22 protein-coding genes and 1 riboswitch are annotated in these 25,695 nt (G+C 42.6%); of the genes, 3 read left to right on the plus strand and 19 right to left on the minus strand.

Annotation, left to right across the window (positions count from 1 at the left end; genetic code table 11):
• Positions 1–304: 304 nt before the first annotated feature.
• From BMX79_RS06230 to BMX79_RS06240, 3 genes are all read right to left on the minus strand, one after another.
• On the minus strand, positions 305–901 hold the full coding sequence (locus BMX79_RS06230; RefSeq protein ID WP_091480430.1) for a hypothetical protein: 597 nt from the start codon (positions 899–901) through the stop codon (positions 305–307).
• Between the two features lie 2 nt (positions 902–903).
• Positions 904–1,413, minus strand: coding sequence for a hypothetical protein (locus tag BMX79_RS06235; RefSeq protein ID WP_091480432.1), 510 nt, complete (start codon positions 1,411–1,413; stop codon positions 904–906).
• A gap of 205 nt (positions 1,414–1,618) precedes the next feature.
• Positions 1,619–3,277 carry an extracellular solute-binding protein gene (locus BMX79_RS06240; RefSeq protein WP_170230992.1) on the minus strand — a complete coding sequence of 553 codons (1,659 nt, stop codon included), beginning with the start codon at positions 3,275–3,277 and terminating at the stop codon, positions 1,619–1,621.
• A 215-nt stretch (positions 3,278–3,492) separates the two neighbouring features.
• On the opposite strand from BMX79_RS06240, the gene BMX79_RS06245 reads away from it, so the two are divergent.
• On the plus strand, positions 3,493–4,752 hold the full coding sequence (locus BMX79_RS06245) for a hypothetical protein (RefSeq protein ID WP_091480436.1): 1,260 nt from the start codon (positions 3,493–3,495) through the stop codon (positions 4,750–4,752).
• A gap of 77 nt (positions 4,753–4,829) precedes the next feature.
• Here the strand turns inward: BMX79_RS06245 and BMX79_RS06250 are convergent, their stop codons facing one another.
• From BMX79_RS06250 to BMX79_RS06310, 13 genes are all read right to left on the minus strand, one after another.
• A complete protein-coding gene (locus BMX79_RS06250) occupies positions 4,830–5,732 on the minus strand; it encodes a macrolide 2'-phosphotransferase (RefSeq protein ID WP_170230991.1) in 903 nt (300 codons plus the stop codon).
• Positions 5,707–6,054 carry a DUF3784 domain-containing protein gene (locus tag BMX79_RS06255; RefSeq protein ID WP_091480439.1) on the minus strand — a complete coding sequence of 116 codons (348 nt, stop codon included), beginning with the start codon at positions 6,052–6,054 and terminating at the stop codon, positions 5,707–5,709. Before BMX79_RS06255 ends, BMX79_RS06250 begins: the two co-directional genes overlap by 26 nt.
• 32 nt (positions 6,055–6,086) lie before the next feature.
• The gene (locus BMX79_RS06260; RefSeq protein WP_091480441.1) at positions 6,087–6,647 is read right to left on the minus strand and encodes a hypothetical protein; all 561 of its coding nucleotides are present in this window, start codon (positions 6,645–6,647) and stop codon (positions 6,087–6,089) included.
• A gap of 12 nt (positions 6,648–6,659) precedes the next feature.
• Positions 6,660–7,502 (minus strand): patatin-like phospholipase family protein, encoded by an 843-nt coding sequence (locus BMX79_RS06265; RefSeq protein ID WP_091480442.1) that lies wholly within the window; start codon positions 7,500–7,502, stop codon positions 6,660–6,662.
• A gap of 55 nt (positions 7,503–7,557) precedes the next feature.
• On the minus strand, positions 7,558–9,012 hold the full coding sequence (gene cls, locus BMX79_RS06270; RefSeq protein WP_091480444.1) for a cardiolipin synthase: 1,455 nt from the start codon (positions 9,010–9,012) through the stop codon (positions 7,558–7,560).
• A gap of 135 nt (positions 9,013–9,147) precedes the next feature.
• Entirely contained in the window at positions 9,148–10,578 is a 1,431-nt protein-coding gene (locus tag BMX79_RS06275) for a phospholipase D-like domain-containing protein (protein WP_170230990.1), read from the minus strand.
• Between the two features lie 317 nt (positions 10,579–10,895).
• Positions 10,896–11,804, minus strand: a complete 909-nt coding sequence (locus tag BMX79_RS06280) for an alpha/beta hydrolase (protein WP_091480446.1) — start codon at positions 11,802–11,804, stop codon at positions 10,896–10,898.
• Between the two features lie 147 nt (positions 11,805–11,951).
• On the minus strand, positions 11,952–13,544 hold the full coding sequence (locus tag BMX79_RS06285; RefSeq protein ID WP_091480448.1) for a hypothetical protein: 1,593 nt from the start codon (positions 13,542–13,544) through the stop codon (positions 11,952–11,954).
• A 388-nt stretch (positions 13,545–13,932) separates the two neighbouring features.
• Positions 13,933–14,241: an MTH1187 family thiamine-binding protein gene (locus tag BMX79_RS06290; protein WP_091480450.1), complete on the minus strand. Its 309-nt coding sequence runs from the start codon at positions 14,239–14,241 to the stop codon at positions 13,933–13,935.
• 2 nt (positions 14,242–14,243) lie between these two features.
• Positions 14,244–15,080, minus strand: a complete 837-nt coding sequence (thiM, locus tag BMX79_RS06295; RefSeq protein ID WP_091480451.1) for a hydroxyethylthiazole kinase — start codon at positions 15,078–15,080, stop codon at positions 14,244–14,246.
• 71 nt (positions 15,081–15,151) lie between these two features.
• Positions 15,152–15,249: riboswitch (TPP riboswitch) on the minus strand.
• 148 nt (positions 15,250–15,397) lie between these two features.
• Positions 15,398–18,289, minus strand: a complete 2,892-nt coding sequence (locus BMX79_RS06300) for an insulinase family protein (RefSeq protein ID WP_091480453.1) — start codon at positions 18,287–18,289, stop codon at positions 15,398–15,400.
• A 145-nt stretch (positions 18,290–18,434) separates the two neighbouring features.
• Positions 18,435–19,463, minus strand: a complete 1,029-nt coding sequence (locus tag BMX79_RS06305) for a hypothetical protein (RefSeq protein ID WP_091480454.1) — start codon at positions 19,461–19,463, stop codon at positions 18,435–18,437.
• On the minus strand, positions 19,453–20,172 hold the full coding sequence (locus tag BMX79_RS06310) for a SatD family protein (protein WP_170230988.1): 720 nt from the start codon (positions 20,170–20,172) through the stop codon (positions 19,453–19,455). The genes BMX79_RS06305 and BMX79_RS06310 overlap by 11 nt, the downstream gene beginning before the upstream one ends.
• Positions 20,173–20,674: 502 nt before the next feature.
• Between BMX79_RS06310 and BMX79_RS06315 the strand changes: the two genes are divergently transcribed.
• Positions 20,675–21,568 (plus strand): SDR family oxidoreductase, encoded by an 894-nt coding sequence (locus BMX79_RS06315; protein WP_091480458.1) that lies wholly within the window; start codon positions 20,675–20,677, stop codon positions 21,566–21,568.
• A 226-nt stretch (positions 21,569–21,794) separates the two neighbouring features.
• On the opposite strand, the gene BMX79_RS06320 is transcribed toward BMX79_RS06315, so the two are convergent.
• The 3 genes from BMX79_RS06320 to rsgA all read right to left on the minus strand — a co-directional run bounded on the left by BMX79_RS06320 (position 21,795) and on the right by rsgA (position 24,245).
• Positions 21,795–22,217, minus strand: coding sequence for an OsmC family protein (locus tag BMX79_RS06320; RefSeq protein WP_246117652.1), 423 nt, complete (start codon positions 22,215–22,217; stop codon positions 21,795–21,797).
• A 295-nt stretch (positions 22,218–22,512) separates the two neighbouring features.
• Entirely contained in the window at positions 22,513–22,998 is a 486-nt protein-coding gene (locus BMX79_RS06325; protein WP_091480459.1) for a hypothetical protein, read from the minus strand.
• Positions 22,999–23,189: 191 nt separating this feature from the next.
• A complete protein-coding gene (rsgA, locus tag BMX79_RS06330; RefSeq protein WP_091480461.1) occupies positions 23,190–24,245 on the minus strand; it encodes a ribosome small subunit-dependent GTPase A in 1,056 nt (351 codons plus the stop codon).
• Positions 24,246–24,592: 347 nt separating this feature from the next.
• Here rsgA and BMX79_RS06335 point away from each other — a divergent pair, with 347 nt between their 5' ends.
• Positions 24,593–25,672, plus strand: a complete 1,080-nt coding sequence (locus BMX79_RS06335; protein WP_091480463.1) for a M42 family metallopeptidase — start codon at positions 24,593–24,595, stop codon at positions 25,670–25,672.
• The last annotated feature ends 23 nt before the right edge of the window (positions 25,673–25,695 follow it).

Here is a 25,695-nt window from a genome sequence, read left to right on the forward strand (position 1 = left end):
GCTTGCTTACAATTATTAGATTAGTAAATTGTTTAACTCGCAAATTTCATTACTATAACTGTTTTAATACAGTATTAAAATCGACTGATTTTTATCCAGTCAATCGATTAAACTATAGTTTTATTTATCATGCATAGCTTTGTTTTTAGGCTTTAGTTTAATCCTGACAGCCTAAAAACATCCCAATATACTCATTAAATCGGTACTTATAAAAGACAATAAATATAGATTGTTCTTGCTGCTGATACACGCATTAATCAATACCAGATAATTATATGCGTATTATTTGAAAATAATCTAGCATTTAGACTGTTAAATCAACATTTGAGACTGTTTTTATAGGGTCGATCCGTCTTATACCAGTTTCAAAGTATATACAGAGAATATAATAAAGGTGCTCTATATACCCTCCCTCCCCACTCTCCTCTTCTGCTGATAAGGAAGGGCAGCAACCAATTATATTTTTTAATTTGTTGCTGTTAATATTTTTCAGACTCTCTGAAATCACACGCACATGTAACAGAGCTTCATACTCGCTCATATATTCCAAACCGCCTTCGTCTACAAGACAATGAAGAAATAGAGGAAAATCATTTTCCTTATTTAGCGCTCTAATATCCTTTTTGAAGAGCTGAACATCAACTGAAGTCTCAATTAGATTAGTGACTTTGTCTTCAGTTTTGAGATATTCTTGAAAAGTCTCAAACATTAATAGACGTAAACTATAGTGTGTATTTACAAAGTCTGCGAATTCTTTTAGAAAAGGCACGGCACTATCTCTCTTCAAAAATACGTGAGTGAAATTATTGAAGTCTATTATCGCGTGCTGCTTCTCAAATGATTCATTGATGCCCCGGGTAAACTCGTCTGACTTGTATACGTAATGTTGTAGTTGGCTCATTCTTATTCTGCCTCCCTGTCTTCACTGATCGTCATCCATGAGCTGAATGGATTATAATTTTCCAGCGTATAATATCTGTCCTCTACCTGGAACTCAGACTCTGTAAAATAATATGTTTCTGAATCGCCGTTAGTAAAAACAAGTTCTGCCGAGTGTGCGTCTTCAGAAATACTGCTGAAAGGCTGTCTGGTCATGTCAATGTGCCAGTAAACAAATCTTTGCGGGTAAGCGAGTACGTCTTCCAGGTTAGAAAAATTTTCAGATACACTGGCATTAAAGTAATCAATCATATCTTCGTCAACCGTGTATTCTTCAATCCCTTCTGAGCTGGTTTCATTAAAAGTAACCGAACTGACTTCACGGCCATTGATGTAATTAATCAGAAAATAATCCATGCGGCTGTCTCTCCACATCAGAAAGGCGGCTAAAACCCATAAGACAATTAATACCAGATATTCTAATAGTTTCAGCACTATCTTTGTAATGGAAGGGTCTTTTTTATTCTTTTGCATGAGACAAGTCCCCTCTTGATAAGTTTGTTCATAGATTTAAGGGAATGAACTTTATAATAACTAATATATAATATGATTTTAACATCGAAGAAATATTTTAACAATGTATTAATGATTTGGCCTGTGAAAAATGTAAAAAGACCCTTACCCCTCCTTTCAATCTCTTGAATATTTACGAAGGTTTAAGGATCTTATGTTATACTATTTAGTTTTCGCCTAATGTGTCTTGGTGATTACGATATGCTTCATTGACTATGTCTATTAGTTCTTGGGCCCCCTGGCTCTCCAATTCATCCATAAATTCGTCCCAACGATCTAAACTATATTGACCTGTGATAAATCTAAATGTATATTGATCTACTGTATCAAGTAAAGGGGTAGATAATAGTGTTGCCTGTTCCTGTTGTACGGGATCCATAGGGTATCTAGGAGCTGGATAGACTATTTCTACTGCTTCAGACATATATTCTTGAACCACAAATTCATTTTCTGACATTATTGATAAAGCAATGTGATTTGGATCTCCATATGCAAATCCTGGGTTATTAAAGCCATAATCTTCCTGCAAACTTTCTTCTCCACCTGGATTGAAATGCTCAAACCTTATGTGATCCAAGGGTTTGTATCCTCCTGGTAGTTCATCAGTTTTTTCAAAAGTGATGCCTTCTACTCCCCAGTTTGCGAATTCAGATGCTTCGTCACTATAATAGAACCAGTCTAAAAATTGAAGAATGGCTAAAAAGTCATCTCTCTCTGCAAGGTTAGCATTAAACATTTTACCATTATGAAAGTTGCTATCGTGAAGCCTTCTACCTTTAGGACCTTCAAGTATAGGCATTCTTACAAATTCATATTCTCCGTCTCCATAAATTTCATTCATTGAATCATTCACCATATTGATTGTACCGACATTACCGGAACTCACAAAGGCTTCTTGGTTAGCCAGTTTATTTCTTGCTAACTGATCGTCTTGTGTCAGAGCTTCTATATCAAGTAATCCATCAGCTGTTAATTCTGAAAAATAAGTGATCATATCACGATACTCATCTTGCATAGGACCATAAACGAACTCGTCATCATCATCATTGTAAAATGCCCCATCTCCGAGACCCCAACCTCCTCTAGTACCAAATGAGGCGCTTGAAAAACTAAGAAGAGATCCTCCTTGCCACCATAGAGTCATAGGTGTGGTATCAGTTTCATCTCTCAGTACTTCTAGAGCTGATCGTAATTCATCCCAGTTTTGAGGTTCGTCAATGCTATATTGATCAAAGACAGTTTTATTATATTTTAATGTAAAAGGCATTTCAGGACTTTCTCTCAATCCAGGAAGAACATAAAATTCTCCGTCAGAATATCTAAGATTATTCAACTGGTCTTCTATTCCATCCCAATTATCAATTCTATCCTGTAAGTGAGGCATATGCTCTATGTACTTAGAGATAGGTAATAACTGCCCGCCTGCAATATAATCCGTTTCATCTCCTACATGAATATCAGTCGAATAGTCCGGTAAATCACCAGTAGCCATTGTAACTGATAATCGTTCATCCCAGTCTGATAGCGGAACAGAAGTTACATCAAAACTGACATTGTGTTCTTCCTCAAGCACCTCGAAGAGTAACCATTGAGGATCATATGGATAATCCGGATAATCTCTATATAGTATTTCAAGGTTTAGAGGTTCAGTAGCTACAAATGTATCTCCTACACTAAAATTTTCCATTGCCCCTTTAGAACCAATGTTCTGATCAGGTTCACTCCCGTCAGTTTCAATTGCATTGTTATCGTTACAGGCAGTCATTAATAAGATACTTGCACATGCCGCACCTAATATAAATTTAAGTCTAATTTGATTAATCAATATATTTCCTCCTTGATATAAGTTTGACCACTCTACGTAATGCATACGCTTTCAATTAGCGATACGTACGTACGTGTGTTATAACTTACAGTATCATTTATATATTTTTAAATCAAGTTATAATATCATTTATTATAATAATGATAAAAGCAGATAGTTTGATCAATGAGTTTAAGTTATAATTCAACTAAAGACACACTTATGGACGTGAGAAAATGATGAAGCATACTGAGTTAAATAGCCTTGAAGCCGATAGACTTCTACGCGATTCTTTAGAAGGATTCACTGAGGCCTCCCTATTCCCTGCTGACCAGCTGACAAAAATTTCCTTATGGAAAAAGATCTGGAATGAAAAACGTCTGGAGAAATTACTGACTGATCTGATGGATGACTTGGATCCATACATGTCAGAACTGGCGAATTATGCTGAGGAAATGGATGATAAGCATTCAAACTCGATCAGTCGAGTAAAGCATTTAGTTACTGAGACGCTTGAAGAGATCGATGAGAAACGTCTCCTCTTTGATCGGCCGTTCCTGACTTACTTTATGTCTCATGGCTATATGGATGTGGCGGAACACTTTATCGAGCGGGCCAAAAAAGAAGATCCGAATCTGAAAAATGAAGAGATTTTTCAGGCACTTAGAAATGTCTGGATCATGAACAGTCTCCAGCTTCTGTGGGATCAGCCTCTCACCCTCACCTCCCCTATGTACGCCTACAGTATGCTCTACCCATACACTGATAATCTTCTGGATGATCCTGAAGTGAGTGGTGAAATAAAAAAAGCATTCAATGATAGACTCAAGCTTGTCTTGTCGGGAGAATCGATTGAAGGAACAAGTATTGTTGAAGCACGGATATTCGACCTTGTCAGAGATATTCACTCAACCTTCCAGCCTGAAAGATATCCAGAGGTATGCGAGAGTATTATGCTTATTCAATCAGCACAAATTAAGAGTATGAAGCAATGTGACAAAGAAAAACTGACTAAAGAAAATCTGCTTGAAATCAGTTTTTACAAAGGCGGAACGTCAGTGTTGGCTGATGCTTTCCTTGTGAAAGCATCACTGAGTGATGAAGAGATGCTGTTCAGTTACCAGTACGGTGCATTCCTACAGCTTCTGGATGATCTGCAGGATAAGGATGAAGATGCAGAACAAGGCAATCAGACCCTTTTCTCCAGGCTCGAGTCACATGAAAAAGCAGATGGTGAGATCCGTCAGCTCATAGCGTACATTTACTCAGTCAATTCAAAATCGGCTTTAGATTCAAGACATGCCTCGTTACTGAAAGATGTTATCAGCCAATGTACACTACTCATGATAATGGAAGCAGTAGGCAGGCACCCAGGCATTATCTCGACAGCCTTTTACAAAGAACTTGAAGCCTGTTCAAAAGTCAGGTTGTCCTTTTATAAAAAGCTTAATGACAAGATCAGCACATTCATCAAGGAGTCCGAACTGATGAGCTGACTTGATTCCTTTGATAGTTAACAGACCCCTTCCACCAGGACTGGTCCTGATGGAGGGGGTCTTATAGTATTCTGAAATCAGTTACCTTTCAGCATATCTTCTGCCATTTTGCGGTAGTCTTCCAGACCAGATGATTCGGCAAACTCGGCAATGGTTATGGCTTGAATAGAAAGGCGTTGGATTGTGTGCTCTTTCATCTTGGGCCAGGTCCGTCCACCGGCTGCTCTGTAAGCTTCAATCAGCTTGTCCAAACCTTCTTCACCAAACAACATATAGATAGCTGAAAAATCGATCGACGGATCAGAACCTTCCGCTTCAGTCCAGTCGATGATCCCTGTGACCCGATTGTCGTCACCGACAAGAGTGTGTCCTGGGAATAAGTCTCCGTGAACCATAACTGTGTGTTTCGGCCAGTAAGTCTCATCGTTTACCCAGGTCTGCCACTGCTTCCAGAGTTTGACATCAACAGTGTAGTTGTTTTTGATCTTGTTCATCCGACTCTTTAACGTACTCCTTACCTCTTCGGCAGAATAGACGTTCACTCCTGCTTCACTCGCTTCATCCAGCGGCAGATTATGCAGGGCAGCAAGGCTCTGTCCGAGTGAGGTGATGTACGCTTCAGGAACAGCTTCCGGGTCAAATACCCAGTTCGGTTCCTGAGTGTCAGGGTCGGTTGTAACGGCAGGCTTACCTGTCAGCTTTTTATATATTATCAAGTCATCAGACACTATCTGCCAGACTGGGACCTCAAAGATCGACTGCTTTCTGCTGATGAAATCAAGAATTCTCTTTTCTTCCATGATTTTATCGTAGACGTCTTTTCGCCTGGGAATTCTGCAGACCCATTCCTGTCCGGTTATATCTTCTGCAAAGATGACCTCAAAATCCAGTCCCATGGATTCGACTGTCATGGATGCTTCGACCAGATCGATTCCAGATGATGCTGCCTGTTCTCTAACGCGTTTTGTTGTGTCGTTCATTATATTCTTTCCCCCGTGTCGTATTTCCATCATACCTTTGTGCGATGACCAGCATGATTACTGTCCAAATTAGAAAGATGATCGTGACCGGTGTTGGAGGAATACTGATACCCAGAAATTCCAGCAGAGCCATAAGCAGAAATGCTCCTCCACTGGTATAAGCGTAGATGCCTAGAAAGCGGCTTAGACCTTCAGTATCTACCTTTTTCTTTTTTTCTTTAGGCGTTGTATTATACCCTGCAATCAGCATGTCCCACTTCAGAACATGCACGGCGAAGCCAATGACCAGCAGGAGGATGCCCATGAACAGATAAGTCCACATATTGTTTCCTTCTTTCCAGGTTAAATTTACTATTAGTTATCAGAATGATACTTTTGAGGACGCCAGTTGCCATCAGAGGCCTGTTTCAGAAAATCATAGGTCTGAAAGGCACTTGCGTTGGATCCGAATACATCGGGGCCTTTTTCCTTCGAGATGGCACCAAGCTCATATAAAATCCACGTCATGTACTTTTCCGCCCAATTCTTGTCAGTCACCTGATAGAGGCGAGACAAAGCGATGGCATCTCTATCTTCGAAGATGTCATCCAATGTGCGTCCCCTGCTCTTTTCAATTTTGATAAAGGCGCTTAAAATATCAAAAAAGCTGTCTCTCTGCTGGACTGAAATTACTCCGGAATGGGTCATGACTTTGAAAACAGCCAGAAGTTCAATAATTTCTTTGTAATCGGGAAGGTTCAGATTACTGAGAATCTTCTGACTGTGTTCTCTCGTTTCTTCCATTGCGCTGATAAACAGCTTGAACTTACTTAGTTCCTCCTCGAATACAGGACCTTCTTTTTTAAAATCCGGGTTGAAATACAGGTATTCTCTAACCCAGGGTTTCTCTTCTATCAGTTCAGTCAGTTCAGACATGATACGCTCCTTTTAAGCATAGATATAGTGTTTAAGTTCATCCAGTCGTGCTGCAGTATCTTTTACACCTAAGTCGTACATCATTTGAAGCTTGTCTGGGTCACGTTCCAGCCGCTTGATTGGAATCGCTACAGAAGGACGGATAACGAAGGCCTCTTTCGTTTGCTCATCCTTTGTAATCTGTTCTACAGTATTGTTGTAGTTACGGTATCGCTGTTTCAAGGTCTCTTTAAACTGCGGATACTTTTTATACCACTGATCGATCAGGAAAGGGTTTGGCTTTGATTTTCTGTAGTCAAGTGGACGGGTGAGTATTACGATTTTTTTATCGTAACCCAGATCACCGGCTTGCTTATAAGGAATACTGTCGGCCACACCTCCATCCAGATAAGGAATCCCTTCTAGGTCCACAGGTTTTGATACAAAAGGCATGGACCCTGATGCTCTAAGAGTTTCCATCTGTCTGAACGGATCAGTGATTTGCTTGTATTCAGCTTCTCCAGTTTCCATATTAGTTACAGTGGCATAAAAATCGATGCCGGAGGTTTTGAAGCTCTGTTCATCAAAGACATCCAGCGAATAAGGGACCGTATAATAAGCAAATTCCTTATTGATGATGTCACCTGTCTTGAGTAGATGCCTCATACCCATGTAGCGTTTATCTTTTAAATAGGTCTTGTTGTACCTGAGTGCTCTGCCATGCTGTCCTGAAGCATAGTTTATGCCGAACAAAGCTCCCGCTGATACAGTCACCATTCCGTCAACTTTTATTCTTTCGTTCATTAATGTATCCAATACACCTGCTGTATAGAGGCCTCTCATGCCCCCACCTTCCAGCACCATTCCTACCGACATCTTCTCACCTTTTCAAACATTTTTTATCATTCTTTCAGCTTACCATATCCAGTCATTATAGTATTGGAGAAAACAGCCTGCTGATCTGTCTCTTCATTTTCTCGCTTCTACTTATTCCTCTGATCATCTCTTTAGTCAAAACATGCGAAACTTCAGCGTCTTCTTTAAAGAGCTCGACCTGCTTTTCTGCTAAGCGCTGATCGTAGATGAAGGCAGTAACTTCAAAATTCAGACGAAAGCTTCTGATATCAAAATTTGCCGTACCAATTGACAGCAGTTCGTCATCCACAACTACTGCTTTTGAGTGCAGAAATCCTTTATCATAGACCAGAACCTCTGCCCCCAAGTCGATCAGTTCACCTATAAAACTCAAAGTCGCACGGTAAATCAAAGGGTGGTCCGGTTTGTTTGGTATCATTACCTTTACCTCGGTGCCGGACATGATCGCAATTTTCATTGCTTCCATGAGCCCATCATCGGGGATAAAGTAAGGAGTCTGGATGTAAATGGATTTCTTTGCCATACTGATCATTTTAATGAAGCCCTTTTTAATCGCTTCTGATTCATTGTCCGGCCCGCTGGAAACGATTTGCACGTAACTCGTCCCCTTACTATGTGAGGGCGGAAAATATCTGTCAGCATACTCAAGCATATGATCAGGTACAGCCGCATTCCAGTCCATGAAAAATCGGCTCTGCAGAGTCCGGACTGCATGCCCTTCGATTCTTAGATGCGTGTCTCTCCAGTACCCCATTTTTTCATAAAGGCCTAAATAGTCATTGCCGATATTGAAGCCACCTGTATACCCAATCCCTCCGTCTATAATTGCCAGTTTACGGTGCATTCTGTAATTGGTGCGTAAACTGATTGGAAGGAACTTCGGCCCGAGAAACGGTTCTGCAACTCCCCCTAGCTCATGAAGGCGATCAAAAAACCCTTTACTCATGGCTTTTGCGCCAGCCGGTTCGTACAGCAACTTAACTTTTACCCCCTGCTCTGCCTTTTGTTCCAAGGCACGCAGGACCTTGCTGCCGATCTCATCCATCCGGAAAATAAAATAAATCATATGAATATGGTGACGTGCTTTATCAATGTCCTTGATCAGCTGATCGAATTTGTCTTCACCATTTGCAATAATCGACACACTATTATTAGTTGTAAGAGGTGATTGATTGCTCTCCAGAAGCAGGCTGATCAGCTTGATCGGTTGCCTCTGAAGTAGTGTCTCCGGAACATGCAGTTTCTCTGATTTGATCAGCTCTTTTTGTAATTCGACAACTTTTGGCAAGCCGATTTCTTCAAGAATATCATCATTAAAGAGAGAGAGGTATAACAACTTTCTGCCAAGAAACAGATACGCAATGATCCCGATTCCCGGCAAAAGAGTAAGCAGAAGGAGCCAGGCCCAGGTTGAAGCGACATCGCGCTTTTCCTCACTAAAAACGATATAGTAACTGAATGCAGTGTTAAGTGAAACAATTGCAAGTAAAATGACAGTCAATAGGATCATCTGAGTCTCCTTAAATCTTAATAGATTCATTTTACAACAATGACGAATGACTATCTAGCCTGAAGAGATCACCCATTAAAATTCACTTAGTTTAAAACGTTGAACAGGTTAAAATTTAACTTATTGACATATTGACTACAGAATATCTTCAAAAAAGTACATTATCCAGAAAGCTGCAGCTAGCTGTCTTTTTTTCATTTTAGGAGTCTTTTTAGGCTTAATGGGACTTTTAACCGGATCAGGTCTGTTTTCAATAACTGGGACACTTTGTCTCATAAGCGTGTGTATGTTTTCAGTCAGATCCTGAGCCAACTGTATACTGTCGATCACCACCATATTTTCTGTGCTCAAAAAGGCACTCCTTGGATCGAGATTGAAGGACCCAATTAGACTCAGACGATCATCAATGACATAGGCTTTTCCATGAATCGATCCTTCCCCCTGATACTCATAGATCTGATCTGCCTTCTGAGCAAGAAAATTTCTATATTTTATCTGACCGGAAAGCGCAAATGGATTAGGCGAACTTAAAGAGGAATTAGTCAGATAGTAGACGTTTGCATCTTTAGATCCAAAATCAAAATAGCGCTGCATTTCTTTTCCAGGAACAACAAATGGACTTTGGATTAGTACAGACGTCTCTGCATGATGTATAAGGGCCTGAAGTACTTTCAAAATATAAGGATCTTTTTTTAACCGTTCAACTGGATTTGTAATCAATGTGATCTTTCGTGTAGGTCTGGCTAATGATTCCCAGTCAATCATCTGGTTAAATGCATCTATATCGGATGCTCTCAGTCGGTCGAGAGTGCTAAAGGCTTCTTTTTGTTTTTTATGAGCCAGTTCGCTGAGCTTGACTGGTACATATCGGTTCATTTCTTTAGTAAAGGGGTGTGTCCAGAGTTCTTCGAAATAGGTAAGAAACTGACTGATGCAGCTTTCTTGAACAGTGGCCTCTTTTCTTTTAACAATCAGCACGTCTCGGTCTTCGACACTTTCTCCTTCAAATTTACCTAGATGGAAACGGTCTTCAAGGTTTCTTCCCCCTGTCATAGCAAAAGTATCGTCCACAATTAGAATCTTGTCATGCATGAGGTTATTCCAGCGCCAGGGTATAAGTCTAGAATTTCGTTCATAAAAACGCAGCTTAATGAACGGATGCTTGACCAGCGCCCAGTAGACAGAGTCTTTTTCACCGATCAAATTCTGTCCCATGCCATCGAAAATGATATGGACAACTACTCCACGGTCAGCTGCTTCAAGAATCTGACCATAGAACACGTCGCTGACGGTGCCATTAGTGATGGCGAAATAAGCTATCTTTATGGACACCTGTGCCTGTTCAATTAAATTGATACGGGCATGTAGTGAAAAAGGCCTGTGTTCAATGATTAGTGCTTTGTCTGGTCCTTCTTCATTTCCATAAAAGCGTTCGATGTCGCTCTCTTTAACTTTCAGACAATCAGGGGCTTTGATGTAAATGAACAGAACCGCAGTGGTTATGAATACATACAAAAAATATAGAAGGATGATGATTAAAGGCCATATTAATAGATCGATCCACATTATGTCTCTCCCCTTTTTAGTGCGCGCTTTCATTTATAGCTATAGGAGCAGTTAAAAAGTAGTTAATTTTATTTACCCGATTTAATAAAAAAAGATACCTGATCTACATAAGCAGATAAGCATCAGTATTAAGACTTCTGAACATAAGGACAGCCATTATTAATATGCTATAACCAACTGATTGTTCTCTTTTGATAATAAAAGTTTACCATAAAATGATTCATTCTATATAAAGAAACACCAGCATCTTTTCCATAATGTCGTTAAAAAGAGAGCCCGCTTAGTGGACTCTCTTGGGTATTTCCGGACACTTATTACTAGTCCCTTTCAGTATGTTTCTGAAGGAAATCGATCATGATATCGATCACTTCCTGAGTGAAAAAAGGGCCGCCGCCGTGATCAGCTTCGTCTACACAGTAGAAAGTGGAGTCAATGCCTCTCGAGGTGCAGATCATATGCAGCTCCACGCTCTGCTCAAACGGAACGATCGTGTCTCTATTGCCGTGCATGATCAGTAAGGGGGGATAAGTCACATTGTCTTTTAAATAATGATGAACCGTCCCTGCCATTTTTCTGTCGACTGCTCCATCTGATAAGAAATCAGCCAGAAGGAGATTTTCTGGACTGGTTGGAACGTCGTGCGAGACTGTCGAGTTGGGTGTGCTGATGGTCGTCAGATCAGTAACGCCATACAAATCGATTATCCCTTTAATATCTGGAAGAGGACTACTGGACGCATCCAGTTGATCCGTCCCCCATGTGGCCCAGCTCAACAGCGCAGTGTGGCCACCGCTGGAATCTCCTGACAGGAATAGGTTAGTAATGTCTACAGGCAGCTCATCGGCATGATCGACCAGGTAACGGACCGCCGTCTTGCAGTCTTCGACGTGACTGGGAAATGTTGCATCTGGAATAGGCAGGTATTCGACGACTGCCAATATGTATCCACTCGTCACTATATCCTTGAAATCAAATATGTGACCATTCAGATTCTGCTTGAACCAGGCTGACCCCTGGACATGAACGACTACAGGGTAGCGTGTCGTGTCGTTACCATGCTGGTCAGGATACACCATGCGGATCTTCAGATTATGGCCATTCTTTCTAGCGTAAATCAAGTCTTCACTGTCCGCCCGTGCAAGCATGTTTGTCAGATCACCCTTGACTGTTTTCATCCCGGGTGCTGTCGCTTCAGATTTTGGCATTGTTTCGGGAGTATACGTCATTCAATTACACACACCTTTCAAATGGTAACATCTTATCTTTGAGTTTAATTGTCCGGTCAAGCGATGTCAATTTAATATGTAACCGATCCCTGAAGTCTGTATAAAAAAGCACAGACAAGGCTGTTGGGCCAGTGCCTGTGCGATGACTTAATCGAGTATGATCAGTTTAAACTCATTATTCTCATTTGCTTCCCCTTCAATGACCTGTCCTTCTTCGACAAAAGGCAGCGCATCATCCAGAGTCACATCTGCTTTATAAATCGTTCCATCAATCATAAAGTAATAGATAGTGTTTCCTGAAACAACCGCCTGAGAGATGTTGTCCACTTCTCCCTGAACAGTCGTCAGATTTTCATCATCCACTTCTATGATCTCTTCCAGCTCTTCCTCTTCGCCGTCAGTTACGCTGCGGCCATTCAACTGGGCAATCAGGCCATCTACGGTATCGCTGGTTATGACGCGCTGATAGTCTTCCGCATCGACTAAGGCATAGGACCGGACCAGACCGGAATCGTCTTTAAGAGACGAAATATAATACGGCCGTTCGTTCAAGCTGATCAGAAGCGGGAATGTCGATTCGAAACGCATCTGCTGGAGAGATCCCTCCGCTGACTCCATAGCTGAAAATTCGTCTGCAGAAGTAACGGGATAGAATTCTGCAGCTTTTGTCCGCAGATTGACCAGATAGAATCCGATGTTGGATGCATCGCGATTGATTGACGTCACACCTGTATAGAGGTAGACATCGTCATTCATTGGAATATAGTTGTAACCTTCAGTGGTCTGAGTGACGCCACGTTTACTGAATACTGAATTGAAGAACCCATCACTGTACATGCCTCTGTAATTCAGCTGCTGCATGATCAAGTCTGCAGAGTATACCCGGTCCACCCAGGACGGCATGTCTTCCAAGTCATAGGACTCTGTGTCACCAGTTACCGCATCGAGAATGATGAGACCATTCGGTTCAAGCTGTCTGAACCAGAATCTGTTCTCATATGTGGTCGCAATATAATACGGATGGCCTTCATCGTCTACTTCAAAGGATGGGGCTTCGAAAAGTTTTGTCGGGTATCTGAAGCGTAGGTGACGGTGAACATTGCGGTTCAAGAGTTCAGAATCTGAATACATGATATTCTCTTCCAGATCTTCTACTTCAACTGCCCCGGACACCATATCCACTTTAAGGTAATTCGGGATGCCTTCATTCCGGTTATTCAACCAGCGAATGGCACTGGCATACTGAAGCGGAGTGACTCTATAAGGTGCGTTTTCTATATTAATTTGCGTATAAGTTTCTGCAGGAACAAACTGAGATACCAAATCGCTCATTGATCCGATTCGTCTGTCACCGAGTCTTTGAGCTGTGTCTCGGTCCATTAAAGGAATCGATGATTCATCCATTGTAGGGAAATCCTGATCAAAGCTTTTTTCTTCTACTTGTATCAGTTCCGCATAATTATCTGCGCGGAAAATGACCCCATTGATCAGATTACCAACAGCGATACCGACTACTAGGATAATTGGAATGGATAGAAGCCCGTACTTTATTCGTTTACCGGACACGCCTTTCTGATCGATGCTGACCTCCACTGAGATGATGATCACCGTGATGATTAGGAGAAGCAGTCTGAAGGGCTGCGAATGGATGTTGATGGCCGGCACAGTTATGTAAAAGACTAATAAAACTGCCAGAAGCAGCACACTGTAAGCTGCCAATCGTTTCTTTGATGCGTTCATACAATCTTCCTTTATAAAAAAGTTACCCTAGATAACGAGAAACGTAGTCGAGTATCGGCTTAAAGCCACAATGTGAATCTGTTATCAATAAGGCACTCTTTCAAGTATACCGGTTTACGGCTGATAATCAATAAGGCTGGAGGATGATTTCAGTCAATTGGTGCTTGACTGGCTGAAGTTCACCGGACAGTTTCGTGTTGAACTATTTCCTAACGAGATATTCTATAGTTCAAAACATAAAACAATGCCTGAACTACACTCAATTTCAGATGAGTATAGTTCAGGCACCTAATTCCTTGTTGTACTTAAGTTTACTTGTCGAATAATGCAGTTTATCCTTCTGGAATCAAATAAACTCAATTTAAGTTAAACGCTGAGCTTCCAATTTTTACAAATCCGGATTCCCGAGGATGTTATTCACCTTATCGACTTTTGAGTAGAGCGTATTGTCGTATCCCGGTCTGATGTCGGCTTTTAAAACGACTTCTGTGCGGATACCCTTATCAGTCAGGATTTGTGTCGCCTGTTTGACGACCGCCATGACTTCATCCCACGGGCCTTCGATTTCAGTAAACATAGAAGTTGTTCGGTTAGGAAGACCGGAGTCTCGAATGACTTTAACGATCTCTGCAACTTGTGAGGCCAGTTCATCATTCGTTCCGATGGGTGCAATAGATACAGCAACTAATGTATTCATGATTAAAATTCCTCCATTTCAAAATGATAGTCTGCAATGTCTTCGGGTGTCGCCTTATAGAGTTCATCTAGAAAGGCCATTTGAAAACTTGCCGGTGCATCGGTCTGTTCTTCAGCCCGTTCCCCTGCCAGGTTGAAGGCTGATACAGCGGTCAAAGCTGCAATGAATGGTGTACTGGATGTCAGATAGATCGAGGCAGCCCCGCCCAGTGCACATCCGCCACCAGTGATTTTTCCGAGGAAATGGGACCCGCCCCGGCATGTAGCAACAAATTCCCCGTCAGTGACTAGATCGATTTCACCTGAAACGATGACTGCACCGTCTGTCCAGCGGGCAATCGATACGGCTGCGGCTTTTGCTTCATCAACGTGATTGGTCGAGTCCACGCCTCTGACTTTAGATTCACCTGTCCCTCCTTCCAGTTGCCATAATCCTGCGAGAGCAATGATTTCTGAGGCATTCCCTTTGATGATGTCCGGTACGTATTCCTTGAAAAATTTCAGCATGGCTGTACGCAGTTTGCCTATCCCGATAGCTACTGGGTCCAGCACCCACGGTTTATCCTCTATTTTTAAAGTCTTGACGGCTAGCGGAAGCGTCTCTTCATAAATTGGAAGCATGGTTCCCATATTGATGTATGTGGCTCCTCCGGCCTTGACTAGAAACTGACCTTCATCTGGGAGGTAGACCATGGCTGCCGATCCGCCTACTGCGATCTGCGTATTGGCCACAAGGTTGATCGTGACAGAATTGGTGATCGAACCGGCCATCGGGTTTGTCTCTTTGACGTCAGCGACTGTCTGTCTGATCTGATTTCTGATTTCTTCAAGTCGGGTCATCTTTTCATCCTTTCAATCGACACAGAACAAAAAAGATGCTCAGTCGTCATGACAGGCATCGTAAGGGGTCTAAAATATGGTCAATTGATCCCTACGATAGTCTGAACTAACAGGTTCAAAGGGTCAGGCATAACCTTCTCAACTCGTCAGAGTCCCCCTTCAATTTAACTAAGCTATGCTGTTTTGATCACGCCTTTAATCATTTCCTTAATCTAAATGAAGTGTAACATAAAGAACCGAACAGTCAAAAGCAGAAGCCAGTGATACTATAAAGAAAAGGAGACCTATTTTCATAGATCTCCTTCCCTTCAATTAGTTTAGTACAGTTCATAGACTGCGTCGAACAGGTCTTTTTCCTTATCGATTTGAGTCTTGTTTCCTATAACTGCGACAGACCGGGTTTCAAGCAGCGCCTGATATGCGTCAGCCAGATCACTCAATGACTGAGCGTCTGCAGATAGAATCTCTTCTTTCAGACGTCGTATGTCTTCACTGGTCAATCCCTGTTTGTATCTGGAGAAGGCCGTCACCCCTTTGTTGCGGGCGGATTTAGGCTGTTCCAGTGGGCTGAGTGTCCCGATGATGTACTTCAGCAGTTCAGATTCCGACAGATCGATCGACTTGACGAAATCAGGCAGAGCGGCGTAGGTTTCCAATGTCTTAGTGATGTTCGGATCACGGTAGGAAGCCAGCGCAACATTACCATTGCGGCGATGCATATAAAGCGAACCGTATGCTCCACCTTTTACTCGTATTGCGTTCCACAAGTAGTCATATTTAAAGGCAGTGGACAGAAGCTGAGACACTCCGGTGTACTCCAGATGGTTCGTTGCGTCCGCAGCTACAGCGACATAGTTGACGTCCTGTGCGGTCACAAATGCCTCATTCTGCTTATTCCCTGCTTCATGACTCACCGCTTCACCTAGAGGACTATCATCCAAGTCTGCAAAGGCATCTATCAGCGCCTGTTTGACTTTGGTGCTCTGATCTTTGTCTCCCACATAAAGAGCGTTCAGGCGTCGTTTGTTCAGCAGTCTGTCCAGCAAGGCTGACAGATCTGTACTCAGACCAGATTCACTATCTGATTTGAGCTCATCACGTGTCGCTTTCAGGTAATTGAACTGATCGATGCCGTTCAAGTGTTCGCCCAGCTTAGATAGAGGCTTCACTTGGCTCAAGGCGCGGTTTGCCGCAATGACATGGGCTCTGAAGTTTACACGGTTTTCAAAATCAGAAATATAGCTTTGAATCTGTTTCAGAATCTCGCTCTGATTGTCGAAGCGAGTAGTCGTCATGATCTCTTTCATCAGATCGACGAGTTCTGTCAGCTGTTCACTCAGTGCCTTACCACTCAAGACGAAGTAAGGGGTGAGCTTGCCTTCCTGATCTTCATATATCGTGACGGTCCCGTTGATGCCACCGGTGTGGGTGTCCATTTCCGTCTGAAGGGCAGCTGCATCGTACTTATCGGTGTCCAGTTCACCAAGTAAATCACTAAGCAGACTCAAGGCCGCATAGTCATCCGCTGAAAAGTCACTGATGTCAAAGTAGAGACTGACATAATCGATGCCTGACGTGAACTGCTCGGAATAATAGAATTCTGTTCCATCAAAGAGTGAATCGATTGACAAAGGATAGTCCGGTTCGTCCGTTGTCAGATCGTCTCTTGTCAGCGTTGGAATCTTCTCCAGGTCTTCCGGTCTGTCCGGTGTTTCCTGACGTTCGATCAGCTGCTGAGTCTTGTCAACGATGGCCTGCAGTTCGTCCTCAGACAGACTAGCTTTGTACTCCTGAAGGCTCTCAAGAGTTTGTGCTTCAAGTTTGTCGCTTTTGCCTGGTTCAGCTTTCAGAATCAGTTCGACACGGTGTGTATTATTCAGAAGTTTCCGTTCAATCAGCTTTTCAAAGTATCCATCTTCGGCAAGCTCTGCCAGTTCTTCCAGGTATTTTGAGAACTGCAGGCGATCATAAGGCGAATGGTCATATAGCCAGGTGCTCAAGGCATTAATCGCGTAAATGACGCCACGCGGGTTGTCCTCGGAAATCACGGCTTCTTTCGTCTGGAAGGTGATCTTGTTCAAGGCTGCCTTGACAATCGCCTGATCCAGTCCTTTGTCGACGATATCTTTAAGTGTATTCTCGGTCACTTCCTTGAATCGGTCAAGGTTTTTGCTGTCGGCATATTTTGCCGAAATGATTAAGGCTGTCGGATACCCGATATCTGCCACATCACTTTCAATGTCTCCACCGATTTCTGCATCCAGCAGTGCTTTCTGAAGGGGTGCCTGACTGTGTCCGAAGAGGATTTCCTCCAGGACTTTCATGCCGTAATTGTCAAGCGCATCTTCAGGTTCTAAAACATGCCAGCCTAAAGCCAGATAGTCTTTTCCTTCTGGATTGTCGCCGTCAGTGATTGAGTAGGTTTCTTCAAAGACTTTCGCTTCCGGTTCAGCAACAGTCAGTGTCAGATCGACTGCGTCACCTTTGCCTTTTCCAGCAAAATACTCATCCAGCGCATCGAACACAGTCGACAGATTCGCATTCCCATAGACAATCGTCAATGAATTTGTCGGATGATAGTACTTGGTATGGAAATCAATAAACTCTTCCTGAGTCAGGCTGGGGATCGCTTTAGGCAGCCCGCCTGAATTGTGCTGATACGTTGTTCCCGGATAGAGTTTATTCGACAGATGATCATAGAGCTGCCCTTCCGGAGAAGCGGTCGCCCCTTTCATCTCATTGTAGACGACACCTTTATAAATCAGGTCATCGTCGATGCTTTCCAGGTGATAGTGCCACCCTTCCTGTTCAAGGATCTGCGGGTCAGTATACAGTTCGGGACTGAATACAGCATCGAGGTATACCCCAACCAGGTGCATAAAGTCTTTTTCATTCGTAGATGCAACCGGGTAGATTGTTTTATCTGAAAAGGTCATGGCGTTGACGAAGGTGTTCAGTGACCCCTTGATCAGCTCCACAAAGGGTTCTTTGGATGGATACTTCTCCGATCCGTTCAGTACCGAGTGCTCAAGGATATGAGCGATCCCGTTATCGTTATATGGAGGGGTCTTGAAGCCGATAGTGAAGGCTTTATTCTGATCATCATTGTCTATGTGCAGGACCTGTGCCCCAGTTTCTTCGTGTTCATATAGTGAACCGACGGACTGAATATCAGGTAGATCCTGTGTTTCGATTTTCTTAAATGTCATACAATTCTCCTCTAATTCACATTATTTTTTCATGCAACTTCATTGTACCTTATCTGCTAAGAATTTCCTATAAAGATAAGATAAAATAATTTCAGTTATTATATCTTAATTGATTCTGACCTTGTAGCATATTAACTTTTACGATCTAATAGACCGACAAACCGATCAGGATCAGGTAGCTTAAGAAGGTAATCAGCACACTCAGCATCGTCCCTATAACAAAATATTCAGAAAAGTAAGGATCATCCGCAATGAGCTTGTAGCGGGCGAAAGCTTTAATGGACAGAATGGCTACAATTGACAGTAGACTACCGTTTAGGAAAGACAGAAAGATCAGGATGCGTTCCAGGTTCCCGATCATAGCTCCTGCCCCTTTAAAACCCGACTCTCCTTTTTCGGGTGTGCGGTCAGGTTCAGTGTTCTCCTCTACTAGTGTCTTTCGGGTCCCTTTCGGATCATACTGGATGCTCAAGGTCCTGATCAGCAGATTGGCCGGCCGCATCAGGAGCAGCAGAATTAATACGAACCGAATAAATAGATTATACGGATCAGTCAGCTCTCCGGTCATCAAAAACTGGACTGGGTTAAGCTGCAGCGGAGACAACACGGACAGGATGAGCTGACTGATGAACAGCACAATTGCACTGAGAACGACATAGGATGCCAGAGTCTGACCGACTGTTTTCTTATGCGACTGGATCCACTGAACGGACACCTGACTTTTTAGAAGCAGAATTCCAGTGGCAATAATAATGAAGAACAGCTGAATAGACGGCTCTGACAAGTCATAAAGAAACTGATTCAGTCCTAGGATCCAGAAGACAAAGAGCATCTGATGCAAAGCAAAGGCAATGATCTGTCCGTTTTTTCTATAAAAAGTCTGAAGCGCATGAGAAGCATTATACTGGATCGTGCTGCTCAGAAATAAATCAATGGCCTGCATGATGTAGTGCTTGAACAAAGCATGGCCCAGAACTAGTCCGATGCTGATGGAAAGCCACGGCAGGTAATCGCCAATGTCATCAATCAGTCCGAAAACTACCAGACTTGTAAAGAAGATGCCCCAGGAATACTGGGAATGCCCTTCTTCATTTTTTGAATGCGCCAGAAATGTCGGATACTTTGTAAAGTAGAAATACCCGATCAGGTGGGCAATGAGACTTTCAATGATCATGGCTTTGCCTCCAGTCTTCTATCTTATCGGCAACCAGCTTTCTCGAATGGCTATACTGCTTGATATGGGTGGATATAATCCGTTTGCTCACAGTCTGCTCACTGACAGCCTGACCCAGCTGAGCTGTCATCGCTTTTTTAACGGTCTGATTAGTAAACTCCTCGTAGCCTGCTTCGTTCAGTATTATTAGAGCTGTCTGCTTCTGAGACATCGTCCAGTCGTTTTTAATCACGTTCTGGAGGCGAATGATACTGTTTAAAAAGTCTGTGTCAGGCTGATCAGACGCAAGCTTTTCGTTCAGCTGACCATAATCATTATACTGGTGGACCGACTCGATGGCTTCTCTGGCATGCCAGTAAGCCGGGCCATCTGTACCGATGCTGACTTTCCGATTCTTTATCGGAGTGCTCAGTCGGCCGATGCCTATCCCCCACCTTAAGGCGACTTCTTCTCCTATCTCCTCTTTAGTTTGAGTCTGGAAACGGAGAGAGATGAGATCGATGATCAGAAATGCTGCTTCGGCTGAGTTTACAATGCCCTGAAATTCATCTCCCAGAGTGATGGTCAGGTTTGATTCAATGGCTTCTTTAAAGCGTTTGTTGATATCGTTAAGGATCGAGGTCAGAATCTCCTGAATCTGTTCTCTTTCCTTCATCTTTTTTGACGCGATAATATCCGAGATGAGAGCAATATTTATTGTTTCACTCATAGTGGTCCTCCTGTTCATCTAGTGATACTGCGAAGTATAACCCTTTTTTTGTTGATTATCAAGTTTAAACGATATTTAGTTGATTTTTGAGTTATTTGAATACTATTCTTGCTGATCTGACCGCGTTGACTTTAGCAGTTCGATCTCTTTGTTCCACTGAATGTCTGATATTGCGTTGGGTGGTCACTAATTACAGTATTAATGTCTACTTAAGGAGTAAATGCGTTTGAGTGGGCTATGATTCACAGATTATTACCCACCCAAACGTACATAGCCTGTGAGTGGGCAATAAAACCAGCATACTTACTTAAAAAGGCTCAATTACTGATCCATGTATCTTCCTCTTCAATTCAATAAGGTAAACATCGCCAAAGCGATGTCTCTTTATAATCTTTAGAGCATCTTAAGCGCTAATGTTAGATTCATGTTTAAAGGGTTGCTATAATTTGTTTATCCGAAAGTTCAGTTTTTCGGAAAATATAGTAAGAGGAGTCGATCTTTAATGTCAGAACGGAAGTTAACAGATCCACGGACTAAATTCTATAATCAGAAATTCCCCGATCAGGAACAGGATACACCCGCACTGCAGAGCAAAATGGACCCTCAGCCTGATTCAGGCGAAGAATCATATAAAGGACACAACCGACTGGAAGGACGTAACGCCCTGGTTACTGGTGGAGATTCCGGTATCGGACGAGCAGCGGCAATTGCCTTTGCCCGAGAAGGCGCGAACGTAGCCATTCAGTTCTTACCAGGAGAAGAAAGCGATGCGAATGAAGTTAAAGATTTAATTGAAAAAGAAGGAAGGAAAGCACTCCTGCTTCCCTATGATTTAAGAGAAGACGGATCAGGAAGTGAAATTGTAGAGAAAACTGCTGAAGCATTCGGCGCGTTGGATCTCCTTGTCATGAACGCTGCTCAGCAGATTGCTCAGCCTAGTCTTGAAGACCTGTCAATGAAGCAGGTCAATGATACATTTAAAGTCAACATCATCAGCTACTACGAAACAGTGAAAGCTGCCGAGAAGTATCTGGAACCGGGAAGTGCGATCATCACGACGACTTCAGTCCAGTCCTTCTCCCCTAGCACGAGCTTACTGGACTATGCTGCGACAAACGGAGCCGTCAGTAACTTCACACTTGCATTATCTGACTACTTTGCACCTAAAGGGATTCGAGTGAATGGTGTTGCACCAGGACCGATCTGGACACCACTTCAGCTGGATAACGGAAAACTTGACGGAGACATCCCTGACTTCGGACAAAGCACACTACTTGGACGTGCTGCTCAGCCTGTAGAACTGGCTTCAGTCTATGTTCTCCTTGCCTCAGACGATGCCAGCTTTATTACCGGACAGATTTACGGTGTTACAGGCGGTCAGCCGATCGATTTGTAAAAGACTTAAAATGGCAAACAGCTGCCGAGACTGATCAGGTCCCGGCAGCTGTTTTTTTGACATGCTAAACTTAATTTGGTTGATTTTGCATGTTCACCTATTTTTGGGCGAATGATAGTTAATTTGTAAATCTAATTTTTCATTATATTCCTACTATCCTCTAAGACCGAAAAAACAGCTCCAGTAAGGGACTAACCATTACCAGAACTGCTTCCATTCTATTCTGTTATCCTTCAAAAGGAACGGTTTGAATCTCGATCGTTTCAGAGCCCTGAGTCAGTTTAGATACCGGGCAGCGTTTCTCGGCAGAGCGGACAAGGGTTTCAGCTTTTTCCATATCCAGTCCTTCGATCGAAGCGAAAAGATAGACCTGGAAATAATACCCTACCCCACTCGCTTCCCTTCTGAGCTGGACTTTGGCCGTCACCTTACTCTTGTTGTCCATTCCTCGGGCACTTAAAAGCGATTCGATCGTCGCATTCAGACAGGTCGTCATCGCCAGACCAAATAACTCTTCCGGATTCGTACCGGAAGAGTCATCTAATGGATGAGAAGTAGTCACGGATAAGCCGCCTTCACCTTCGACAAAAGCAGTGCCTTCGACGCCGTCTGTATTATGAACAGTTGCTTCGAATAAATACTTATCCACTATAGACCCTCGTTTCTTAGTTTTTACTAAAGTATACGTTTTGTAATGCATTTTGTACTGTCTAGCTTAACGTACCAGCCTCTCGAGAAAAAGATAAATGTACCCATTGCGCAGGATGCTCTTCTGCCGCATACTCTGTCTCTACGCATTGGAAATGCTAGAGTCACAGCAATTCGGGGTACATTTCCTCTACTCGCTATCGCTCCGGCGATCTCAAGTATATCTGTAAGAGCTAAAGCTCGAACAGATACTAAGGTATTTTCTTGTCGAGGCTGACCGGTACGTGAAGCTTTTCTTAGTTTTTACGTTGAGTTAAATCTAGTCCTTCGATTTTTTCCAGTTCTGGAAGTAAAGCGTTCAGAATACGTCCGCCAAATACGAAGACGTCCATCATTGGTTTTACATCTTCGCCTGTAATGCCCAAGTGACGCATGATGATCTCACCATCTCCTGAAATAACAAAACGGTAGTAACCAGAACGCATCGCATTAATTTCGTTCAGTTCAGTCACGATTTCAGGCAGGCGGTTACGATCTGTTACGTATCCAATTTTATTATAAGTGATCTGGTAGTTTGCACGAGGCACATCAGCATCATGGATGATTACGCCACAAGCCACCGCTTTATTCTGGTTCACACGCAAAGCAGTCTGGAAAACAATCTGCTGCTGCTTGACTTCTTCGCCATCTTTTTTACGAATAGGTGCTTCGATGTCCTTTGTTTTAAATTGAATCTTTTTTTCCTGTGCCAAGTGTTTAAAGTTATCAGTAATTACGCTCATGTTAAAAGCCTCCGTCTAAATTTATCGTATTTATGTTTCACACAAGACCTAGTATAACATAAAACGCTTACTAATTATAGGGCAGAGAGAGGATTATTACATGCTTCTCATCTATACATGTGTAAACGCTATAACGGTTGTAGACACTGGACTAGTTTCTTTTAGTTGAGAATATCTTATAACAAAAAAATTTAGTTTCGATTTCGCCGGGTATAAACTGTTTGTTTTTTCTTTTTCTCTAATAAATGTGCTTTTTCGGCTTCTTTTTTCTTTACATAAGCTAATTCTTTCTGCAGTTTCAGATAGCTATTGTAACGCGACTGACTAGGCGTCCCTTCTTCTAGTGCGGCTTTGACTGCACATCCAGGCTCAGTCTGATGACGACAATCGTTGAACTTACAGCTTGAAAAAAGCGACTCTATATCGCTGAAACTTTTAGACACACCATCTGACTCGTCTCGAGACCAGAGATGCAGCTCACGCATGCCAGGAGTGTCGACTACGATCCCTCCAGAAGGAAGAACGATCAGTTCCCTATGTGTTGTCGTGTGTTTCCCCTTGCTGTCATCTTTTCTAATCGTATTTGTTTTCATTTTATCTGCATTCAGCAGTGAATTGACAAGGGTCGATTTGCCTACACCAGAAGAACCGAGCAAAGCAGCAGTAAAATTAGGCTGTACCAGTTCTTGCAAATCTGAAATGCCTTCACCTGTCTGATTGCTGACAAAAATCAAAGACACTCCGAAAGCTGCTTCATTGACTTTAAGTTCCATATCTAACCGCATCTGCTCGTCAATCAGATCTGATTTGGTTAGGACAACAACCGGTTGCGCACCAGAATCCCATGCAGAAACGAGATAACGTTCCAACCTTCGTATATTAAAGTCATCATTGCAGCTCATGATCAGAAAAGCAAAGTCAATATTTGAGGCAACGACTTGAGCTTTGGTCTCAAGACCGGCTCCGTGTCTGACAAACTGCGAACGTCTTTTCATTACATGACGAATCATCCCGCGTGATTCTCCAGGCAGTTGCTCAATAGCAACCCAATCACCTACAGCTGGATAGTCAAATGTCGCATCATAGTTATACGACCCAGGCAACGAGCCTATCCATTCTCCATTGTTAGTCATCACTTTAAATAAATCATGCGAAAGAGTAATAACACGCCCTATTGTCCATTCTGGTAGTGCGAGTGTTTCCCATTCTTCTTGTAACACTTTATTCCATCCTAGTTCATTGATCATCAAATTAAAGCCCTCCAATTATTAAGTGCAAAATAAAAAACCGTAACTTTTGTATTGAAAGTCAACGGTTTCACACACTAAATAAGCTTCAGACCTAAATGACAGGAATAAACACTTGGGTGCACCTATGACCTTTCAATATTAGCAGAGACTCTCTGCGCATCTGATTTGAATTTGCCATAATACAACACCCCATTCCTCTATTTCTTAAGCTAAGTATAATCGAACGGTATAGAAAGTCAATAATAATCATAATCTGAAAAAAGACAGATACAAGGTAAATGTATATAGAAACGAGAATTTTTCTAGTGTATCATTAAACACAAGATTTATGGGGAGGAATAACTATGACAGATATCAAACTGATTGAAGCGTTGAGTAATGCACCTGGAGCACCGGGATTCGAGGATGAGGTTATTGACGTCGTTTTGAAGCACAAAGGAAGCCTTAAGGCAAAAAAAGACAGTCTTAAAAATCTGTACCTTTATCCGAAAAATTATGATGCGTCCAAACCGACGATCATGCTGGATGCTCACTTGGATGAAGTCGGGTTTATTGTCAGCTACATAGACCAGAATGGCCTTTTGGGAATTGAAATGCTCGGACGCTGGGAATGGTATAATGTGTCTGCTCACCTGTTCAAAGTTAGAAACAGAAACGGCCAGTATATCAAAGGAATAGTGGGTTCCAAGCCTCCACACTTCCTGACACCGGAAGAACAGGATAACGGCCTGACAATGAAAGACATGAAGCTGGATATCGGGGCGACTTCACGTGAAGAAGTCATGGATACGTTCGGTATCGAAGTCGGAGCGCCTATCGTTCCAGATGTCACTTTCGACTACAACGATAAAAATCAGACGATGCTCGGGAAAGCTTTTGACAACCGTCTGGGCTGTGCAGCAGTTATAGAAACATTGAAAGCTCTAGAAAACGAAGACTTACCAGTAAACGTGGTCGGTGCCCTGGCTGCTCAGGAAGAAGTTGGCTTAAGAGGAGCAACAGTAACTGCGAGACGAGTGGATCCACAATTAGCTATTGTCTTTGAAGGGACACCTTCTGACGATTATGCAAAGCCGGTCGAATTGTCTCAAGCAAGAATGGGACATGGTCCGCAGATCAGACACAAGGACAGCAGCTATATTGCTAATGAAGACTGGATCAGCTTGGCTAATAAGGTCAGCAAGACCCAGTCGATTCCTATTCAACATGCGGTGCGTGAAGGCGGCGGAACGAATGCCGGTCGTATTCATTTGAATAACTTAGGGGTGCCTGTTCTAGTTCTAGGTGTACCTAGCCGCTATGCTCATACGCATCACCTATTCGCCTCTTTTGAGGACTTTAATCATACAGTCCAGCTGGCAGCTGAATCAATTAAAGCAATCGATCAGTCATTTTTGGACAAATTTGAAGTAGATTTTGATTAATCTCATATACGCTATAGAATAGA

This window comes from Alkalibacterium pelagium, assembly GCF_900109325.1.
GTDB lineage: Bacteria > Bacillota > Bacilli > Lactobacillales > Carnobacteriaceae_A > Alkalibacterium > Alkalibacterium pelagium.

Excerpts from the sequence above, each read along its gene's own strand:
- BMX79_RS06230 (WP_091480430.1), bottom strand. The coding sequence starts at position 901 with ATGAGCCAACTACAACATTACGTATACAAGTCAGACGAGTTTACCCGG.
- BMX79_RS06235 (WP_091480432.1), bottom strand. The coding sequence starts at position 1,413 with ATGCAAAAGAATAAAAAAGACCCTTCCATTACAAAGATAGTGCTGAAA.
- BMX79_RS06245 (WP_091480436.1), top strand. The coding sequence starts at position 3,493 with ATGATGAAGCATACTGAGTTAAATAGCCTTGAAGCCGATAGACTTCTA.
- BMX79_RS06250 (WP_170230991.1), bottom strand. The coding sequence starts at position 5,732 with ATGAACGACACAACAAAACGCGTTAGAGAACAGGCAGCATCATCTGGA.
- BMX79_RS06255 (WP_091480439.1), bottom strand. The coding sequence starts at position 6,054 with ATGTGGACTTATCTGTTCATGGGCATCCTCCTGCTGGTCATTGGCTTC.
- BMX79_RS06260 (WP_091480441.1), bottom strand. The coding sequence starts at position 6,647 with ATGTCTGAACTGACTGAACTGATAGAAGAGAAACCCTGGGTTAGAGAA.
- BMX79_RS06265 (WP_091480442.1), bottom strand. The coding sequence starts at position 7,502 with ATGTCGGTAGGAATGGTGCTGGAAGGTGGGGGCATGAGAGGCCTCTAT.
- cls (WP_091480444.1), bottom strand. The coding sequence starts at position 9,012 with ATGATCCTATTGACTGTCATTTTACTTGCAATTGTTTCACTTAACACT.
- BMX79_RS06275 (WP_170230990.1), bottom strand. The coding sequence starts at position 10,578 with ATGTGGATCGATCTATTAATATGGCCTTTAATCATCATCCTTCTATAT.
- BMX79_RS06280 (WP_091480446.1), bottom strand. The coding sequence starts at position 11,804 with ATGACGTATACTCCCGAAACAATGCCAAAATCTGAAGCGACAGCACCC.
- BMX79_RS06285 (WP_091480448.1), bottom strand. The coding sequence starts at position 13,544 with ATGAACGCATCAAAGAAACGATTGGCAGCTTACAGTGTGCTGCTTCTG.
- BMX79_RS06290 (WP_091480450.1), bottom strand. The coding sequence starts at position 14,241 with ATGAATACATTAGTTGCTGTATCTATTGCACCCATCGGAACGAATGAT.
- thiM (WP_091480451.1), bottom strand. The coding sequence starts at position 15,080 with ATGACCCGACTTGAAGAAATCAGAAATCAGATCAGACAGACAGTCGCT.
- BMX79_RS06300 (WP_091480453.1), bottom strand. The coding sequence starts at position 18,289 with ATGACATTTAAGAAAATCGAAACACAGGATCTACCTGATATTCAGTCC.
- BMX79_RS06305 (WP_091480454.1), bottom strand. The coding sequence starts at position 19,463 with ATGATCATTGAAAGTCTCATTGCCCACCTGATCGGGTATTTCTACTTT.
- BMX79_RS06310 (WP_170230988.1), bottom strand. The coding sequence starts at position 20,172 with ATGAGTGAAACAATAAATATTGCTCTCATCTCGGATATTATCGCGTCA.
- BMX79_RS06315 (WP_091480458.1), top strand. The coding sequence starts at position 20,675 with ATGTCAGAACGGAAGTTAACAGATCCACGGACTAAATTCTATAATCAG.
- BMX79_RS06325 (WP_091480459.1), bottom strand. The coding sequence starts at position 22,998 with ATGAGCGTAATTACTGATAACTTTAAACACTTGGCACAGGAAAAAAAG.
- rsgA (WP_091480461.1), bottom strand. The coding sequence starts at position 24,245 with ATGATCAATGAACTAGGATGGAATAAAGTGTTACAAGAAGAATGGGAA.
- BMX79_RS06335 (WP_091480463.1), top strand. The coding sequence starts at position 24,593 with ATGACAGATATCAAACTGATTGAAGCGTTGAGTAATGCACCTGGAGCA.